At 65.0% G+C, this 18351-nt stretch carries 17 protein-coding genes; 13 read left to right on the forward strand and 4 right to left on the reverse strand.

All coding sequences use genetic code 11. The annotated features are described in order from the left end of the window. The first annotated feature begins 203 nt into the window (after positions 1-203). A complete protein-coding gene (locus tag J0F76_RS16990) occupies positions 204-779 on the forward strand; it encodes a helix-turn-helix domain-containing protein (RefSeq protein WP_207471285.1) in 576 nt (191 codons plus the stop codon). A gap of 583 nt (positions 780-1362) precedes the next feature. Here J0F76_RS16990 and J0F76_RS16995 read toward each other — a convergent pair. After that, positions 1363-2175, reverse strand: a complete 813-nt coding sequence (locus J0F76_RS16995; protein ID WP_207471286.1) for a tetratricopeptide repeat protein — start codon at positions 2173-2175, stop codon at positions 1363-1365. A 10-nt stretch (positions 2176-2185) separates the two neighbouring features. On the opposite strand from J0F76_RS16995, the gene J0F76_RS17000 reads away from it, so the two are divergent. Then, entirely contained in the window at positions 2186-2395 is a 210-nt protein-coding gene (locus tag J0F76_RS17000; protein WP_207471288.1) for a hypothetical protein, read from the forward strand. Between the two features lie 84 nt (positions 2396-2479). Beyond that, a complete protein-coding gene (locus J0F76_RS17005) occupies positions 2480-2857 on the forward strand; it encodes a class I SAM-dependent methyltransferase (RefSeq protein WP_207471290.1) in 378 nt (125 codons plus the stop codon). Positions 2858-2964: 107 nt separating this feature from the next. Here J0F76_RS17005 and J0F76_RS17010 read toward each other — a convergent pair whose 3' ends face one another. Continuing rightward, the gene (locus J0F76_RS17010) at positions 2965-4038 is read right to left on the reverse strand and encodes a class I SAM-dependent methyltransferase (RefSeq protein ID WP_207471292.1); all 1074 of its coding nucleotides are present in this window, start codon (positions 4036-4038) and stop codon (positions 2965-2967) included. 113 nt (positions 4039-4151) lie between these two features. Here J0F76_RS17010 and J0F76_RS17015 point away from each other — a divergent pair, with 113 nt between their 5' ends. Beyond that, positions 4152-5165 (forward strand): GlxA family transcriptional regulator, encoded by a 1014-nt coding sequence (locus tag J0F76_RS17015; RefSeq protein ID WP_207471294.1) that lies wholly within the window; start codon positions 4152-4154, stop codon positions 5163-5165. Positions 5166-5186: 21 nt separating this feature from the next. On the opposite strand, the gene J0F76_RS17020 is transcribed toward J0F76_RS17015, so the two are convergent. Further along, a complete protein-coding gene (locus J0F76_RS17020; protein WP_207471295.1) occupies positions 5187-5882 on the reverse strand; it encodes a TetR/AcrR family transcriptional regulator in 696 nt (231 codons plus the stop codon). A gap of 158 nt (positions 5883-6040) precedes the next feature. Here J0F76_RS17020 and J0F76_RS17025 point away from each other — a divergent pair, with 158 nt between their 5' ends. The 9 genes from J0F76_RS17025 (at position 6041) to J0F76_RS17065 (ending at position 18059) form a co-directional block, all read left to right on the forward strand. Further along, a complete protein-coding gene (locus J0F76_RS17025) occupies positions 6041-6988 on the forward strand; it encodes a homocysteine S-methyltransferase family protein (RefSeq protein WP_207471296.1) in 948 nt (315 codons plus the stop codon). A 205-nt stretch (positions 6989-7193) separates the two neighbouring features. Further along, entirely contained in the window at positions 7194-8318 is a 1125-nt protein-coding gene (locus J0F76_RS17030; protein WP_207471297.1) for a calcium-binding protein, read from the forward strand. 509 nt (positions 8319-8827) lie between these two features. Next, positions 8828-10117, forward strand: coding sequence for an amidohydrolase family protein (locus J0F76_RS17035; protein WP_207471298.1), 1290 nt, complete (start codon positions 8828-8830; stop codon positions 10115-10117). Between the two features lie 375 nt (positions 10118-10492). Further along, entirely contained in the window at positions 10493-10732 is a 240-nt protein-coding gene (locus J0F76_RS17040; RefSeq protein ID WP_207471299.1) for a DUF4160 domain-containing protein, read from the forward strand. After that, positions 10725-11126 (forward strand): DUF2442 domain-containing protein, encoded by a 402-nt coding sequence (locus tag J0F76_RS17045; RefSeq protein ID WP_205293988.1) that lies wholly within the window; start codon positions 10725-10727, stop codon positions 11124-11126. The genes J0F76_RS17040 and J0F76_RS17045 overlap by 8 nt, the downstream gene beginning before the upstream one ends. A gap of 200 nt (positions 11127-11326) precedes the next feature. Then, the gene (locus J0F76_RS17050; RefSeq protein WP_207471300.1) at positions 11327-11959 is read left to right on the forward strand and encodes a tyrosine-type recombinase/integrase; all 633 of its coding nucleotides are present in this window, start codon (positions 11327-11329) and stop codon (positions 11957-11959) included. Positions 11960-12625: 666 nt separating this feature from the next. Beyond that, positions 12626-14548 carry an ATP-binding cassette domain-containing protein gene (locus tag J0F76_RS21280; RefSeq protein ID WP_207471302.1) on the forward strand — a complete coding sequence of 641 codons (1923 nt, stop codon included), beginning with the start codon at positions 12626-12628 and terminating at the stop codon, positions 14546-14548. Between the two features lie 23 nt (positions 14549-14571). Next, entirely contained in the window at positions 14572-16815 is a 2244-nt protein-coding gene (locus J0F76_RS17060; RefSeq protein WP_207471304.1) for a glycoside hydrolase family 3 N-terminal domain-containing protein, read from the forward strand. Further along, positions 16803-18059, forward strand: a complete 1257-nt coding sequence (locus J0F76_RS17065; RefSeq protein WP_207471306.1) for a glucoamylase family protein — start codon at positions 16803-16805, stop codon at positions 18057-18059. The genes J0F76_RS17060 and J0F76_RS17065 overlap by 13 nt, the downstream gene beginning before the upstream one ends. Here J0F76_RS17065 and J0F76_RS17070 read toward each other — a convergent pair. Then, complete coding sequence (locus J0F76_RS17070; protein ID WP_207471308.1) at positions 18035-18271, reverse strand: hypothetical protein; 237 nt, start codon at positions 18269-18271, stop codon at positions 18035-18037. The two genes, J0F76_RS17065 and J0F76_RS17070, sit on opposite strands and share 25 nt — an antisense overlap. Positions 18272-18351 lie beyond the last annotated feature (80 nt).

The following is an 18351-nucleotide window of genomic DNA, read 5'->3' on the forward strand; positions in this document are numbered from 1 at the left end:
GCAGGTCTGCGATCTTTTCACCGATGAGGAATGTTACAATTTCTTCAAAGCCGCCGGATATGAAACCGATTAAACGCAACGCGCTCTAACGTGGAAACCGTCCTGCGGATCAATCAACTTTTCATGAGCGTAAAAACAGTTTTCTTGTAAGTTAAAAGGAGATGATGCCATTCTCCTGTGGTGAAACCTCCTGGTGGAACCGGATGTCCGACACGCTGACGGCAGAACTGGAAAAGTACCGTATCGGGCCGCGGATGAGGGAACTGCGCCTCAGGAAGAAGCTCGGCCTGGTTCAACTGGGCGAACATACCGGACTTTCGCCCGCGATGCTGTCGAAGATCGAACGCGGGCAGGTCTTTCCCACGTTGCCGACCTTGCTGCGGATCGCCTTGGCGTTCCGGGTCGATCTGGACTATTTCTTCCGGAAGAACGAGGCCAAGGTCGCCGTGACCCGCCCGGACGAGCGTGTCCGGCTGCCCATTCCAGGCGGCTCGTCCCCGCCCGCGTATCTGTTCGAGAGCCTCGACTATCCGCTTGCGGACCGCAGAATGGAGGCGTTTCTCGCGTTCTTTCCCAAAGGCGGCCCCCGGTCGGAGCCACACCGGCACGGCGTGGAGGAACTGATCTATGTTGTGAACGGCCAGCTTGACGTCGTCGTGGAGGATGAAGCATTCACCCTGTCCGAGGGGGATGCCATGTCCTTCGATTCCAGCGTTCTGCACAGCTATCACGGGAACAGGGAAGGCGACTGCCTGGCCTTCGTGGTGACGCTGACTTGAAGGGGTTTCGCTTCCCGCAGAGCCTGACCCCGTGGCGTGTCCATCTGAAGCCGCATCGTTATGGGTTCTTGTGATGACCCGTCATGCGCATTCCGGAAAACAGGCGGGCCGATCCGATCGGCAGCGCCTTGACGGCCATTCGGACGAAGTCGCACGCCTGGCAGCCAGGCGGGCCCAGCCGTCCGGACTTGCCGAGACGGCTCGCATGGCAGGGCGGCTCCACGACTTCGGCAGGCACGATCCGAATTCGATGCCGTCCTGCGTGGCGAGGACAAGCGCGTGGATCACTCGAAGGCCGGGGCCGATCTGCTGCTGAAGGCCGTGACCCCGATCTTCGCGCCTGCGCCGAGGTCATTGCCCGGGCCATCATGAAGGGCTGCCCGACCGGCGCGGCGATGCCAGCATGGATCGGCGGCCGGAGGGCCTCAAGGCTCCTGCCGACCCTGCGATGATCGCGGCGGCGCGGCCTGACCTGGGCCCGGTCGCGCAGGACCTGACGGCTGGGATGACGTGAACCGGCTGCGCGCCGACGTCCTGCCGCATGTCCGCAGGCGCCACCCTGCCGCCGGCCGGATGGGCTGGTTCACCTGACCACCCGGCAATGTCCCGCGCATCGCCGCCGCATCCTGGCCGATGTCCGCGAACGGCCGGACAGGAACCAGCCCTGCCACTTGATCGCCACCAGCCTGATCGAAGCGGGCCGATTCTGGGCTGGATTGCTGCGTGCAGGCGGCGGGGCGGGTGAACCGCAACGGCAAGCGGCTGGCGGGATGCAGATGGCGCAGGGAAAGAACTTGCCGCATCGGTTGTCGGGGCCCGATGATCTTGTCGAAGCGTTCAGCCCTGCATCTGTAAATGGCAGTACCGTGAAGAACCGGTGCAGGCTCGCCTCGGGATAGCGGGTGCGCAAGACTGCCTTCCAGGTTCGCGCGAGGGCGTGGTCCTTTGCCAACCGGCAGACTGCCACGGCCGCCATCAGCATGGCGATATGCGCATGGGGCGCCCGGGCGCCTTTGTTCGCCCAGATGACGGCTTCGTCAGGTCGGCCTGCCACGTGCAAGGTAATTGCCTCGCACGCCTGCATCGCACAGAGCATCGGGTCGAGCGGGCTCAACGTCATCGCGCGCTCCATGTCAGCCAAGCACTCGCCGACCCGCCCAGCCAACATGGCTGCAAGGCCGGGCGAATGATAGCCCTTGGCATAGCTCGGGCTCAGTTGCGCCGACCGGTCAAGCCAGAGCTGGCCATTCTCCGGGCGGTTCAGAAGAAGGAACGGGCGGCCTTCGGCGAGGTTGGCGAAAGGGTCCAGCGGATCAAGCTCGAGGCCGCGTTCGGCGTAGGCCTGGGTCTGCCTGGCCGCCCGGTTCCGTTCGGGCGTCCACTTCATCGCTGCCATCCGGTAGCTGGTGAACGACAGTGCCGCGAAGGCACTTGTAAAATTCGGGTCGAGTTGCGTCGCGCCTTCGCAGCGCCTCGTTCAAGGGGATTTGAATCTCGAGGGCAGCCAGAACGGCACCCGATATGGCCGCACGCGTCTGGTGGAAGTCATCCAGGCGGCCCTGAAGCTGCTCGGCCCATACCACCGCGCCAGTTCGCAGGTCCGAGAGTTCGATTGATGTCAAGGTCCTGCCGCGCACGACCTCAACGGTTCCGCCAAGGGCATAGGTCGCCCCCAGCCTTGCCGCGTTCGCCTGCGGAAGATGATCATCGGCATCCCTGAACCGGAAGGTCGTCTCCTGCACCAGCACGCGAAGCCAGCGCAGCCGGGAAACTCCGCTGATGAGGTGGGCAGGAAGTCCGACCGCGACCATCTCAAGGGTGTCCGAGGCTCCCCGGTCTTCGGGGTGATGTTCGCCCCCGATCAGGACCGCGCAGCGGCCGAGGTGCTGCGCGTCTGTCGCCCCGGTGGGCGTATCGGGCTGGCCAACTGGACCCCCGACAGCTTTATCGGCGAGGTGTTCCGAACGCTTGGGCGCCACCTTCCTCCGCCTGCCGGCCTGGAGCCGCCGTCTCGTTGGGGTGATCGCGCCTGGATCGAGGAAACGTTTGGGCTAGCGCGTCCAAGGCCTGAGCGGTAATCGTCGGCCTGACCCCGGGCGTTGCACGGTCAGTGACGCCCATCAGGTCCTGCAACCGCCCGGCATGCCATGACGAAGACGAGACGGAGGCCGGAGGGCTGCGGCGGTCAGAAACGCGCTTCAAGGATCAGGTTGAAGGGCGTCTTCGTCGCCTCGCGGATGCGGGAAAAGCCTGCATCGCGGCAAACCTGTGCCAGCTGTGCCTCCCCGGCCTGGGCGCCCAGGACATGCGTTCCCTCCTCGGAAATGGCATGGGCGCAGCAGAGCCAGGTCGATCCGGTGTAATAGATGCGGCCGATCGGGTTCAGGTTCTCCTCGACCCGGTCCGATGCCGCAGGCTCGACCAGCATCAGGGTGCCGTCCGGGGCCAGGGCTTCCCGCGCGCGGCGGGCGGCCTCGACCGGATGGCCCAGGTCATGCAGGCAATCGAAGAAGCAGATCAGGTCGAAGACGCCCGGCAGCGGTGCCTTTGCATCAGCCAGCAGGAACTCCACCCGGTCCGACAGCCCTGCTTGCCGGGCATGGGCCTGCGCCGCAGCGATCGAGGCGGGATGGGTGTCGATGCCCAGAAAGCGGCTGTTCGGAAAAGCCTCGGCCATCAGAAGGGTCGAATGCCCGTGACCGCAGCCGATATCCGCCACCCGCGCGCCCGCGTGCAGCCTGGGCAGGACGCCGTCCAGCGACGGCAGCCAATCCTGGACCAGGCTGGCGCGGTAGCCGTTGCGGAAGAAGGCGGCGACGCCGCAATGCAGGCGGCCGTCATGATCGCTCCAGGCCACGCCCTGACCGGTCCTGATCGCCCGTTCCGTCTGGTCCGCATCCGCCCAGGCGGCGGCGACGACGTCCCAAACGGACGGCATGAAGACCGGGCTGGTATCGTCGGCCAGAACCGCAGCCTGTTCGGGCGTCAGTTCGTAGCTCTGGCTGGCGGGGTGATAGGCAACGTATCCCCCTGCCGCCTGTGCGTTCAGCCATTCGCGCACATAGCGTTCGGCGCAGCCTGCGGCCCGCGCGACCTCGTCGCTGGTCATCGGCCCCGCACCGGCCATCGCCCGGTAAAGGCCAAGCCGGTTGCCGATCGCAATCAGCACGCCGCCATATCCTGCGGCCAGTTCCGAAACCGCCTTTCCGACAAGCTCGTCCAGCCGGGCCGTGTCAATTATCTGATTGTCCAGTGCCATGGGTCATTCCTTTCCAGAAAACACCCCCGCATGATCGCGATTGCCGGCTTCGCGAACGAGTGCGAGACTGGCCAAGAACGGTCCGCATCGGCCAGGAGCAGCGGATGGGCAGCATGGGATCAAGACCGGCTCTCGTGGGCATCGTCGCCATTCCCGAGGCAGGCCTGGCCACGCTGAGCGGCATCTTCGACGTGCTGAACAGTCTTTCCTGGCTTTCGGGGCGCGAAGGCATCCCCCGCGATCCGCCGTTCGAGGTCTTGCTGCTGGGAGAGGCCGCCGGTCCGGTTCGGCTTGCCAGCGGGGTGACGCTGCCCTTGCATGGCGCGGCCATGGGGCAGCCCTGCGACATGATCATCGTGCCATCGCTGTTCGTGCGCGACAGCGGCTGGCAAACCGGGCGCTATCCCCGCCTTGCCCGGTGGCTCACGGAACGGCACGCGGCTGGCGCCACGATCTGCTCGGCCTGCTCGGGCCTGTTCCTGATCGCCGAGACGGGGCTTTTTGACGGGGTGGACGCTACGGTCCACTGGCCCTATGCGCGCATGTTCAGCGCCCAGTTTCCGGCGGTGCGCGTGCATCCAGACCGTGCCCTGATCGTCGCGGGACCAAGAGGCGAACTGGTCAGTTCCGGCGCCTCGACCAGCTGGCACGACCTTGTTCTTTACCTGATCGGGCGCGAGGCCGGGCCAACCGCGGCGCAGGCTGTCTGCAAGGTCTTTGCCCTGCAGCGCCATGTGGACGGATTGGCGCCCTTCATGATCTTCGATCCGCCGCGCAACCATGGCGACGCGGTGATCGAGGCAGCGCAGGCGTGGCTCGACACCCATGCATCGGTCGCATTCCCCGTCCGCGAAATGGCCAGCCGCTCGGGCCTGTCGGAACGCGGGTTCTCTCGCCGCTTCCAGGTGGCGACGGGCCATGCGCCGCTGGACTATGTCCAGCGACTGCGGGTCGAGCAGGCCAAGCGCCGGCTGGAACGCACGGACGAGCCTGTCGAGCAGGTTGCCTGGACGGTCGGCTATGAGGACCCCTCGGCCTTCCGACGGCTGTTCCAGCGGATCGCGGGGATCAATCCCGGCCAGTACCGGCGGCAGTTCGCCCAACCCGTCGCGCAGCATCGGATCTGAAGCGGCTTTCAGGCAACCGCCTCAGGGGCGGCTGAAAAGGGCGCGAACCAGCAAGCGGAAGGTCAGGATCTGGCGTTCCAGTTCATCGGGCTTGCCCAACACCTTGCCCAGGATGATGCCGCCTTCCAGCACACCCGACAGCATATGCGCCAGATCGTCCAGATCGACCGGCTCTCGCGGAGGAGTGGCGGCGGCGATGTCCTGCAGGTATCCCAGGAAACGGCTGTTCCAGCGTTCCACGGCCTGACGGTTGATCTCGCAAACCTCGCGGTCGAACAGGCGTTCCTGATAACAGACGCTTGCGACCAGGCAGCCGGGATGGCCGCTGGGCAGGTCGTGCATCACATCCGCCAAAAGCTTCAGCCCGATCAGGAAGGCTTGCAGCGGATCGTCGGCAAGGTCGCGGCCGCGGTCGAAGGCGGCGTCGAACACGGCCTCGTCGCTGGCGACATAGCGGCGCAGCATCTCGCGGGCCAGCTCGTTCTTGTCGCGGAAATGGTAAAAGAAGCCCGACTTGGTCAGCCCGGCCTCGGCAATGACCTCGTCGATGGAGGTGGCGCCGAAGCCCTTGGCCAGGACCGAGGCCTCGGCGATGGCAAGGATCCGTTCGCGCGTGGCCTCGCCCTTTCGCGGCTGGATGCCGCCGAACCGTACCGGCGGTACGGTTTTCGCCTTGGGTTCCTTGGCGCCGGAAGGGTGTTCGGGAACGGGTGACATGACCAACCACCTGTCATTGCTGAAGAAAATAGCCGTCCATGTCTTGCCGGACCGCAAGTCTTCTAGTCCGGACGCGGCGGGACATGGGATAACCCCGTCGTCCGATCCAGGACCGCAACCCGTAGGGCTTTCCCCTTATACCATTTCCGAGGTTCACGATGACGCAAAATCGCAAATCCCTGGTCCACATGAACGGCGGCCTTGTGCTGACCGACGGCGGGATGGAGACGACCCTGATCTTTCACGAGGGGCTGGACCTGCCCCATTTCGCGGCCTTTCCGCTGATCGACAGCGACGAAGGACGGGCCGCGCTGACGCGCTATTACGAAAGATACCTGAGCCTTGCACGGGAAAGCCGCCTTGGCTTCATCCTCGACACGCCGACCTGGCGGGCCAATCCGGACTGGTCGTCCGGCCTGGGCTATGATCTGGCGGCGCTGCGGCGCGTCAATGTCGATGCGGTCCGCTTTGTGCAGGATCTGCGCGCCGAATGGTCATCGGCCGTGTCGCCTTGCGTGATAAACGGGGTGATCGGCCCGCGCGGCGACGGCTATGTCGCAGGCACCATGGATCCGGTCGAGGCCGAGGATTACCACGCCTTCCAGATCAAGGCCCTGGCTGACGCTGGCGTGGACATGGTTTCGGCCATGACCATGAACACCATCGGCGAGGCGACCGGCATTGCCCGCGCGGCAAAGGCCGTTGGTCTGCCCCATGTGATTTCCTTTACCCTGGAAACCGACGGCCATCTGGTGGGCGGCGCCAGCCTGCGCCAGGCGATCGAGGCCGTGGACGAGGCGACCGGCGGATCGCCTGCCTATTACATGATCAACTGCGCCCATCCTCTCCATATCGAGGGCGCGTTCGGCCAGGGCGAAGCCTGGACCGCGCGGTTGGGCGGATTGCGGGCCAATGCCTCGACGCTCAGCCATGCGGAACTGGACGAGGCCGAGACATTGGACGAGGGCGATCCTGCCGATATGGGCCGCCGCTATCGGGCGCTTCAAGCCAGCCATCCCGGCCTGCGCGTGGTCGGCGGCTGCTGCGGGACGGACCACCGCCATGTCGAGGCGATCCGCGACGCTTGCCTGCACGCGGTCACCTGAATCCGGCGGCAGGCGCGGCTGGCTTGCGCCGTGCAGCCGCCTGCCGACAACCTTGACCAGGCCCGCTGCGGTAAGACGAAGATCCTGCCCGGGCCGGTCCTGACCTCCCTGTCCATCCGCCGCCGCTGACCAATGCGGACCCTTTGTGGCCTGTCCCGCACTCGTGCGCCAAGGCAGCTGTCGCAAGGATGGCAGCGTATTATTTTTGAAAAGGAATGAAACAAGGGCGACCTTCAACGGCACCACCCTGCACGACCTCATCGACGGTACGACGCTGGACGACTTCATCTTCGGCCGGGGAGGCGACGACACACTTCGGGGTGGCGGCGGCAATGACGTGATTCGCGCCGGATCCGGCCTGGACATCCTGGAAGGCGGGACGGGCAACGACCGGCTTTTCGCCGATGTCGGCCCAAGCTCTCTGTTCGGCGGCGAGGGCTCCGACATCCTCGTGTCGGGCACCGGATCAGACCTGCTCAACGGCGGCATCGGCATCGACCTTGCTAGCTATGAACAGGCGAATGGCCGGGTCGTGCTGGACCTCACCACCGGCAGGGGCCTTCACGGTGGCAGCATTGATACGCTGGTGCAGATCGAGAACTTGCTGGGCGGTGATTTCGACGATGCCTTGTCGGGCAACGCCGGCGCCAACGACCTTTACGGCGGCCGGGGCAATGATAACCTCAGCGGCTTGGGCGGCAATGACCGGGTATACGGCCAGGACGGAAACGACAAGGTCTACGGGCAAGCCGGGGACGACCTGCTGGAGGGTGGTTCGGGCAACGACATGCTTGACGGCGGCGCGGGCCTCAACCGGCTTGAGGGCGGCACCGGCATTGACACGGCGGACTATTCGACGCTGGCAACGGCGGCCGACATCAGGCTGAACATCGGGCAAGCCGTATCGACCGACCGGGCCGATAAATTGGCCAGCATAGAGAACGTCAAGGGCACCAAGGCCTCGGACACCATCATCGGCGACAAGGCCGCGAACCGCATCGAGGGCAATGGCGGCGACGACCGGATCGACGGCGAAACCGGCAACGACGTTCTGGCGGGCGGCACCGGCAACGATCGGTTCATCTTCGAGGCTTCCGATATCTTCGGAAAGGGCCAGCGGCCATTCGATTCAGGCCATGATGTGATCCTGGATTTCTCGCTTGCAGACAGGATCGACCTGTCGGGCCATGTCGACGCCACGGCCTTCGCAGATCTGAAGGCAGGGGCTCGGCAGGTGGGCGAGGATGCGGTCATCACGCTGGGGGACGACACGATCACCCTGGACGACTTCCAGGCGGCCGAGCTTATCCCGTCGATGTTCCTGTTCTGATCTTTCCAGCGCTTGCAAAAGGCCATGGTCCAGAGGCCGCCAAGTCTCTGGATCGACAATTTTCGCCCAGCAGTTCCGCGCGCCCGGCTTATGGCCAGCGTGATCGGCCCCTTTGCGGACGGTCAAGCTCAATCTGGCGCTGCAGTGCAGCTTCCTGCGACCAGCCGTTCATGCTTGCCGCAGCCATTTTAGCAGAGGACTGTCTGCGAAGCGGACGAAGCTGCCGTTCGCTAAGGCTGCACGATAGCTTCGCAAGTTGAGGACCGGCACCGGGCAAAGTCTGCCCTGTCGACTCGGAAATCGTGTATAAACGTCGTGGTCCGCGGTAGCTGAGCGAAGTCACTAGCGGACGCAGATGGTGGGTTGATCATGCTGCTGAGACACCGCCGCGCCAAAGTCAGAAAGGTGTAAGAGCGAGCCTGGATCTCCACAACGGAAAGAGAACTGTCATGACTAGACTGGGCAAAGTAGTATTTTTCCTTGGTGCTCTGCTGCCGGCGACGATCCCTGTGTCCGAAGCAGAGGCTCAGGCGGCCTCCGAGACGCTGTTTCGGGACGTGCGGGTATTCGACGGGAAAGGGGACGCGCTTTCCGATCCTACCTCTGTTCTGGTGCGCGGGAACCTGATCGCCGTTGTCGGGGACGCTGTCGCCGCTGCCCCTGATGCGACCGTCATTGATGGCGGAGGGCGCACGGTGATGCCGGGCCTGATCGATGCGCATTGGCATACGATGCTGATCCGTCAGACACCCGAGCAGATGCTGTTCGGCGATGTTGGCTTTGTCAATCTGCTGGCCGGAGCCGAGGCAACGGCAACCCTGATGCGCGGCTTCACGTCGGTGCGCGACATGGGGGGCCCTTCCTTTGGGCTGAAGCAGGCGATCGACACGGGCATCGTCCCCGGTCCGCGCATCTGGCCATCCGGGGCGATGATAACCGTCACCAGCGGACATGGCGACTTCCGCCCGGTCTCGGATCTGCCGCGCGACGCATCGAAGCCCCTCTCGCGGGTCGAGGAACTGGGTGCCGCCATGGTGGTGGACAGCCCCGACATGGTGCGACAGCGCGTGCGCGAGGAGTTGATGAAGGGGGCCAGCCAGATCAAGCTGACCGCCGGCGGCGGGGTCGCATCGCCGCACAGCCCGCTGGATGTCTCAACCTTCACTCTGGAAGAATTAAAGGCGGCGGTCGAGGCGGCCACGAACTGGGGCACATATGTCACCGTTCACGCCTATACCTCGGCCGCTGTCCGCCGTGCGGTCGATGCCGGCGTCAAGGTGATCGAGCATGGCCACCTGATGGACGAGGACACCGCCAGATACCTAGCGGAAAAGGACATCTGGCTTTCTGTGCAGCCGATCATCCCCGAATTCTTCGGCGGAATGTTCCCTCCCGGAAGCGATCAGGCCCAGAAGGCCGATGAGGTGATGGAAGGCACCGACCGGCTTTACCGGATGGTGAAGGAATTCAACATCAAGACTGCCTTCGGAACCGATGTGCTGTTTTCCGAGGCGATGGCGCGGCAGCAGGGCCGGATGCTAGCCTCGCTGCAGCAATGGTTCACCCCGGCCGAGATCCTGCGGCAGGCAACCTCGACCAATGCCGAGTTGCTTGAGCTTTCAGGGCTGCGCAGCCCCTACAAGGGCAGGCTGGGCGTGATCGAGGAAGGCGCCTTGGCCGACCTGCTGCTGGTGGATGGCGATCCTGTCACCAATATTGATCTGCTGGCTGATCCGGATCAGAACCTCGTTCTGATCATGAAGGATGGAAAGGTCTACAAGAACCTCCTGTCAGACTAAGCTGCCTTTGCAACCGAATGGTTGCTCGGCTGCTCAATGAGGCGATGCGTAAACGACACCCCTTTTCTCTCGCTCAAAGGCCTCTTGCCCTTCGCAGTCCTGCCAGCCTCGCTATTGCTGCAGTTGCATTCGCTGTAGCATAGACGAATGCCTGTGATGGGCTCGGCGCGACATGCTGCTGCGCGGCACAGCAATGCATATGCAGACACGAGCCGATGACATGACCGGCTACTGTGCTGCAGCGCCTCGCTTTCCAAGGGGCAATTCATGCTCACTTGAGCAATGCAAGTTGGGGAGGGACTGGCGGCGAGGCTGCCACTCTGAGCGATGCAGACCATCTCTTGAAAAACCCAACACGCTAGGTTAGCTTATCTGATGGTTACGATTCATCGTGCACATGGCTTGCGCATCATCATCTTTACAGACGATCACGAGCCAGCTCATGTGCATGTGTTCGGGGACGGTCAGGCCAAGATCAACCTGAACGGACCTGACGGTGCGCCCGCCCTTGTCTGGGCCGAAGGCATGAAGGCGAACGATCTGCGTCGCGCCATGCAGATTGTCCGTGACGAGCAGGCGCAGTTTCTTGCCAGATGGAGGGAAATCCATGGCTGACCTGACAGACGCCGAAATCGACGCTGCTCTCGAACGTGGTCGCATCGCGCAGCAAACCGAGCCCCGTGCGGCGTCAGCGCGCTATGATCGGAAAAGTGGACGGATCATCGTTGAACTGACAAACGGCTGCACCTTTGCCTTTCCGCCCCATATGGCACAGGGGTTGGAGACGGCCAAGGATGACGAGCTTGCCTCAGTCGAAATCCTTGGCGCAGGTTATGGGCTGCACTGGGAGGCACTCGATGCAGACCTTTCCGTGCCAGGTCTGCTTGCCGGGCTGTTTGGAACAAGGGCCTACATGGCTCGCCGGGCAGGACAGGCCACATCCCCCGCCAAGGCAGCGGCAGCACGGGCCAATGGTGCCAAGGGCGGCAGGCCGCGCAAACAGGCGTAACGGTCGCGTTGATCGAAGGCCTTCTCAGAAGCCGCAGCCGGACAAATCGCGCCATCGTCACACGGTCTGGGGCAAACAGCTGCCAAAGAACTGGCATCAGAGCGTAGAGCAGGGGCAAGGCGGTCACAGATAGCGTGATATCATCAGGTCCGTCGGATCATCCGAAGTCAGGGCGGGTCAGGAGGACAGGAGGTCACACCATGTCCATCGATCTTCTTCCTGCGCTCCGGCCTGAACGTTCTGCTTGGAACAAGGGGCGCATCATCGGCCAGAAACGCCCGCTGCTGCCGAAACACGTCTGGTCGATCCGGGTCCGCCTGGAGATGGCGGACAACCGACGCGACCTGGCGTTGTTCAACATGGCCGTCGACAGCAAGCTCCGAGGCTGCGACTTGGTCTGCCTGAGGGTCCGGGACGTTTTTGCTGCCGGACGGGTCACGGAGCGCGCCTCCGTCACCCAGAGCAAGACCGGAAAGCCTGTCCGCTTCGAGATCACCGAAACGACACGCCAATCGCTTGAACGCTGGATTGCAGATCCGGAGATGCTTGGGATGGAGTACCTCTGGCCCAGCCGTCTTCACCATAGTGTGCATCTGTCGACGCGCCAGTATGCGCGCATCCTGTGCGGATGGGTCTCGTCGATAGGTCTTGAGCCAAGCGCCTATGGCACGCATTCGATGCGCCGGACAAAGGTCGCGCAGATCTACAAGAAGACGGGCAACCTGCGGGCGGTTCAGCTTCTGCTGGGCCACACCAAGATGGACAGCACTGTTCGATACCTCGGCGTTGACCTCGACGATGCGCTAACCCTGTCAGAGGGGATAGATCTGTAGTCCTGAAGCCGGCCGGCAGGTATCTTGTCGGCCAGCCCTAAGCTGCAGGTACGTATCGGCTCGTACCGTGTTGTCCTCCTCGCACAAGTTGCCACCCATACGCAGTGCGGCATCTTGGGAGGTCGCGACGAAGTGTGAAGATGCCGGTTCGTTCCAGACGCCCGGCAGTCGCGCCTGTTCTTACCTGAGGCGAGCGGCAGCGTCAGGATCGAAGCTTCGGGCTGGTCGTGTCCGCCAGCCTCGCGGTCCTGAACAACCAGCGCCGCGGCATTGCGGTTCAGGGGCATCACGTGCCTCGGCAAGGCTGCCCACCCGCATTCAGAAGGATGTGTGCCGCCTTCATTTACGCCCGAATTTCGCCATTCAACCCGAACGCCTTGCTTGCTCCAGCTCCAGTTTTACATGTCCGACTTCGTGAAAATACTTGATTGAGCAAGCCTGCCAAACAAGGCCAATCCACCCGCTTCTCGGCAACTTTCCGCTTGTGCGGAAATTTGATATTGTGGTCTGCAGAGGCGGATCGATGACAGGCCGAATCATCCTGTGCCGATCCGCCGCCCAAATCGGAAAACAAGCCGCAAACGGCCGCCAGACGCTTTTGCATGTCTGCGGGACGAGTCGGCTGTCTCATGAGGTTCAACGGCAGTGCAGTGAAAGAGACAGGTAGTGAAGCGTTTAAGCGGTTACTGGGGTCTTTTGTCGGCCTACTGGATTTCGGAACGGTGGCGGGAAGCCTGGGTTCTGACCGTGATCGTCTTTGCGATCACGACCTTGCTCAGCAAGTTCAGTGTCTGGGTGGCAGTCGCCAGCGCGGACTTCGTCGCTTCGCTGGCCGACTTCCATGACACCGATGCCAGCGATGGGCCGGTCCACGCGGTTCTGTGGGCGGCGGCGGTTTATCTGACCATCTTCCTTGCCCGGACCGGCGGAGTCGCATTGCGCCATCTTGTCTCGGCCACGCTGCACCGGCGCGCCCGAGGCTGGCTGGTCGGCCGGTTCAACGACGCCATCCTGGCAGATGAGCGGATCGCCTTCGACCTGATGAGCGACCGTTCCGAACTAGGCGGCAAGGCGCGGATGCCAGATGCCATCGACCAGCGCATCGACGAATGTTCCGGCAACGTCTATGGCGGCCTCATCGGGCTGACGACGGGCCTGTGGGGGGCCGTGAGTTCGATCTACTTCGTCTCGGAGGCCCTGTTCGACCGCAGCCGAAGCGTGGCTTTCCTTGATCATTGGGGGGCGCTTGCCAATGCGGCGCTGGAACGCCGGTTCGGTCCGGGGCTGTCGGTCCATGTCGATCTGGTTCCTGGCGAAAGCGGTTCGGCCCTGCTGGCCCTGACCCTGGTCGCGATCTATGTCCCGTCCATGACCTTCATCGCCTGGAGGCTGGGCCGCGTGATCGAACAGCTCAGCCTTGAGCGGCAGCGGCGGGACGGCGCATGGCGGGGGGAATGGGGCAGCCTGCTGAACCGCGTCGGGCATCTGGCCGCCGCAAGGGGCCAGGCCGCCCAAAGCCGCATCAATGGTCGGCTTTATGCGGATCTGGATCGGACATGGGGCCGGCAGAACCGGCTGGACGCCGGCATGATGATGTTCACCCATGTCTGCAAGTTCCTGTCGGGCCGCCTGCTGGCCTATCTTCCGGCCTTGCCGTCCTTCATGGCAGGCAGGATGAGCTTCCGCGACTTCGTCGCAAGTAGCGAATTGACGGCGGAACTGATCGAGGACATGTCCTGGTTCATCAACGTCATGCCGGCCATCGCGATGCTCCGCGCCAATGTCGCGCGCCTGACCGAGCTTGCCCGGGCGGTCGAACGGGTGCAGGCGCGGCAGGACTTCTATGCCGAAACCGGCATCAGCCGGTTTCAGCGCCTCCGCAGCCCCGCCGGGCCGGTTCTGGCGCTGGAAGGGCTGCGCTTGCATCATCGCGGCCATGACACGTCCGCCTTTCTGACGGTTCGGCAACTGCACCTGCATCCGGGAGACTGCGTCTTCCTGTCGGGTCGCAACGGCTGCGGCAAGAGCAGCCTGATGAAGGCCATAGCCGGACTCTGGCCCTATGGCGAGGGCCGGGTGTCGCTGCGCAAGGGCGCCAGGCTGTTCCTTGCGGGACAGGAAACCGACCTTCCCGACCGACTGACGCTGAAGGGGCTGGTCACCTATCCCGAGCACCCCGAACAGCATTCCGACATTGCCGTTGCTGCCGTGCTGTCACAGGCCGATCTGGGCGGCTTCATCACCTGCCTGGGCGACGATCTGCACGGGGGCCGGAACTGGCGCGATGTCCTGTCCGGCGGGCAGAAACAGCGCCTCGTGCTGGCCCGCATCCTGCTGGCCCGGCCGGACGTCCTGCTGCTGGACGAGGCCACCGCCGCCATGGATGTCGAGGCCGCGATGAATTTCCACCTGACGCTGCGCGAACACCTGCCCCAAGCCGCGATCCTGTCAGTGTTGCATGGGGACGATCCGCCATGCGACCCTGACGGGGCGCCGTTCTATTCCGCCGCCCTTGAAATCCGCAACGGCATGGCGGACCTGCGCCCGATCATGGCCGACGAGCCTGCCGTCCGGCTTGCGGCCGAGTGACGGATGGGCAAGAGGGCCATCGAATGAAAGACAACGATCCCGTCGAACGCCTTCTGGCCCGCATGACCCTGGCCGAAAAGATCGGTCAGCTGAACCTGCTCGCGGCCGGAGAGGGGCTGAAAACGGGCGCCGGACACTCCACCCCCTTGGCCAGCCGGCTTGACGGAGGGCAGGTGGGTGCGATCTTCGGCACCAAGTCCCGTGCAAGCGCCCGCGCCCTGCAGGAACGGGCGCTTGCCGGATCGCGCCTGAAGATCCCGCTGTTCTTTGCCGAGGATGTGATCCACGGCCACAGGACGGTCTTTCCGCTGAATGTTGCCCTGGCCTGCAGCTGGGACATGGTCCTGATCGAGGAAACCGCCGCCTTTGCCGCCGCCGAGTCATCGGTCCAGGGGCTGCACCTGACCTTCGCGCCGATGATCGACATCTGCCGCGATCCCCGCTGGGGCCGCGTGGCGGAAGGACCGGGCGAGGATCCGCTGCTGGCCGCGCGTATCGCGGCAGCCGCGACGCGCGGGTTCCAGGGCGACGATCCGGCGGGGCCGGGCCGGATGGCGGCCTGTCTCAAGCATTTCGTGGCTTACGGCGCACCGCAAAGCGGGCGCGATTACGACAATGCCAGCATGGCATGGGAAGACCTGCTGTCGCTTTATCTGCCGCCCTTTCAGGCTGGGATCGCGGCGGGTGCGGTCAGCGTCATGGTCGCCTTCAACGCCGTCAACAGGCTGCCGATGCACGCAAACGAGCCGCTGGTCGAAGGCTGGCTGCGCAGGCGCGCGGGCTTCGATGGGCTGGTCGTATCGGACTATACCGGCGTGAAAGAGCTTTCCGCTCATGGACTGGGTCCGGCCCCGGTCGTCGTCGCGCGGGCGCTGCAGGCGGGCATCGACATGGACATGGTGGGCGAGGATTACCTGCGCGAACTGCCTACGCTGGCCTGCAACGGGCTGGAGGCGCCCGAGGCCGGGTTTGCGCTGTCGGCCGACCGGATCGTGGCGCTGATCGACCGCGCCTGCCGGCGGGTGCTGCGCTTCAAGCGGCAACTGGGCCTGCTGGACGACCCGTTCCGGGGGCTGGACGGCCGGTGGGCCGCACCCCCGCGGCGGACGGGCCGCGATCTGGCGCGCAAGGCCGCCGCCCGTGCCGCCGTGCTGCTGAAGAACGACTCGCTTCTGCCGCTGTCGCCTTCGGCCCCTGTCGCGCTGATCGGTCCCTTCGCGGCGGACCAGGCGAACATGCTGGGAACCTGGTCCGTCTTGGGCCGGGCCGAGGATGTCGTGCCCCTGCACAAGGCCGTGGCCGCGCTGACCGGGCGGGCGCCCCGGGTTGCCTGGGGCGCCAATATCGTGGACGAGCCATGGGTGCAGGACCGTCTCAATGTCCATGGCGTGACCGTGACCCGCGATCCGCGGCCCGAGGCCGAACTGCTGGCCGAGGCTCTGGCCGCCGCCCGCGCGGCGGATGTGATCGTGGCAACGGTGGGTGAGGCCAAGGAACATGCGGGCGAATCCTCCTCGGTGCTGTCGCCGGAGCTGCCCGCCCCGCAGCGGCGTCTGATCAGGGCGCTGGCGGGGGCGGGCAAGCCGCTGGTGGTGGTGGTCTTTGCTGCACGTCCCCTGGCCATCGGCAGGATCGCGGAGCAGTCCGATGCGCTGCTGTATGCCTGGCACGGCGGCGTCGCCGGACCCGAGGCCGTGGCCGACCTGCTGTTCGGCGCGGCCAGCCCCTCGGGGCGGCTTGCGGTCTCGCTGCCCGCGCATCCGGGCGAGGTTCCGCTGTCCCATGCCGGCGATCCGACCGGCCGGCCCTTTCCCGGCCGTTTCGCCAAGTTCCGCACCGGCTGGCTGGATCTGCCCGACGATGCGCCGCGCTTTCCCTTCGGCTTCGGTTTGGGCTATGGACGGGCCGCCTATGGCCCGCCGCGCCTGTCCACTCCGGCAGCTCCGGCGGACCAGGCGGTCGAATTGCGCGTCACCGTCCAGAACACCGGCGCGGTCGAAACCATCGAGACGGTCCAGCTTTATGCCAGCGATCCGGTGGCCCGTCTTACCCGGCCGGGCCGATGGCTGACCGATTTCCGGCAGGTCACGCTTGGCCCCGGCGAGGTCCGCGAGGTCGTGTTCCCGGTCCATGCCGGGCAGTTCCGCTATCCCCGCGCGCCTTCGCTTGATGCCGTGGAATGGCTGCGCGACCCCGGCCTGATCCGGCTGCATGTCGGCCCGAACAGCCGCGACACGCAAACGGTGGAGCTGACATGGCTGACGTGATCCGCGGCCTTGACGACGCCGCGCTGCGCGATCGCGTGGCGCAGGCCTGCGCGCTTTATTTCCTTGACTGGAGCCACCCGCTCAGCGGCATGGCGCGCGAACGCAGCGGCGGTGCCTTCGGCTATGACCTGGAGGAAACCGTCTGCACCGGCGGCACCGGCTTCGGCCTTCTGGCCCAGATCGTCGCCGCCCATCGCGGCTGGCGGCCACGGCGCGAGATCCTCGGCCGGGTCGAGCGGGTGCTGGGCTTTCTGGAAAGCTCCGACCGCTTCGACGGCGTCTTTCCGCATTTCCTGCATGGCAGCACCGGCCGGGCCCTGCCCATCATGGCGGGCGACGAGGGAGGCGATCTGGTTGAAACCGCGTTCCTGATGCTGGGCCTGCTGGGCGCGGCGGCGTTTTTCGGCGAGGAACCTTGGGTTGCCGCCCGGATCGGCGCGCTATTCGACGCCGTGAACTGGGCGGCCCATCTGCGCGAGGATGGCGCGGTCATGTGGCATCGTCACCCGGACCGGCCCTGGAGGCCCGACGCCCTGCCGATCCGGGGCTGGAACGAGGCCTTGCCGGTCTTCGTGCTGGGCGCGGGGTCGCGCAGCCATCCGATTCCGGCGTCCTCCTATCACCAAAGCTGGGCCAGGGCCCCGGCCTTCCGCAACGGGCGCAGCTATGGCGGCACGCGCCTGCCGCTTGGCCCGGATTGGGGCGGGCCCCTGTTCCTGTCGCAATATCCGTTCCTGGGCATTGATCCCCGCGGCTTGCGCGACGCTTATGCCGATTACGGCGTTCAGGCCCGGAATCATGCGCTGGTGAACCGTCATCATTGCCTGGCCAATCCCCACGCTTGGGCGGGATACGGGCCGGACTGCTGGGGCCTGACCGCCAGCGACGACCCCGGCGGCTATGTGGCGCATTCGCCCACGATGGATACCGGCGTCATCACGCCGACGGCCGCGCTTGGCTCGATCCCTTTTGCACCGGATGAGGCGATGCCGGTCCTTCGCCATCTGCATGACGATCTGGGCGCGCGGATCTGGGGCGATGCGGGCTTTGTCGATGCCTTCAGCCTGTCGCAGGACTGGGTGGCGGAAAGCCGGCTGGCCATCGACCAGGCGCCCATCGTCATGGGGCTGGAAAACCGCCGATCCGGTCTGTTGTGGCGGCTGGTGTCCGGCCGCCCCGAGATCCGGCGGGGGCTGCGCGCGCTTGGCTTTGCCGCGCCCTATCTTGACCCCGCCATGGCCTGACAGGCCAGATCCCGCGCGGCCGCAGCCTCCAGGAACGCCGCCGCGGACCAGGCGAGATCCAGGCACGAAACCGGCCCGCCATCGCGCCGGTCGAACTGTTCGGGCAGCGGGCCGGGCGGCTTCGGCGCAACCTCCTGGATCAGCCGCATCCAGGCCTCGGCCTTGTCGAAGGCTGCGATGTCGCCGGTCGCGGCGGCCATGCGATAGAGCATGTCGCGGGCATCGAGATTCAGGATTCCCGGCTAGCCTATGATGTGCTTCCCTTCTGCTGAGGCAGGTATGGGGGGTCTGA

The sequence above is a fragment of the Paracoccus fontiphilus genome (genome assembly GCF_017356265.1).
In the GTDB taxonomy this organism is placed as follows: Bacteria; Pseudomonadota; Alphaproteobacteria; order Rhodobacterales; family Rhodobacteraceae; genus Paracoccus; species Paracoccus fontiphilus.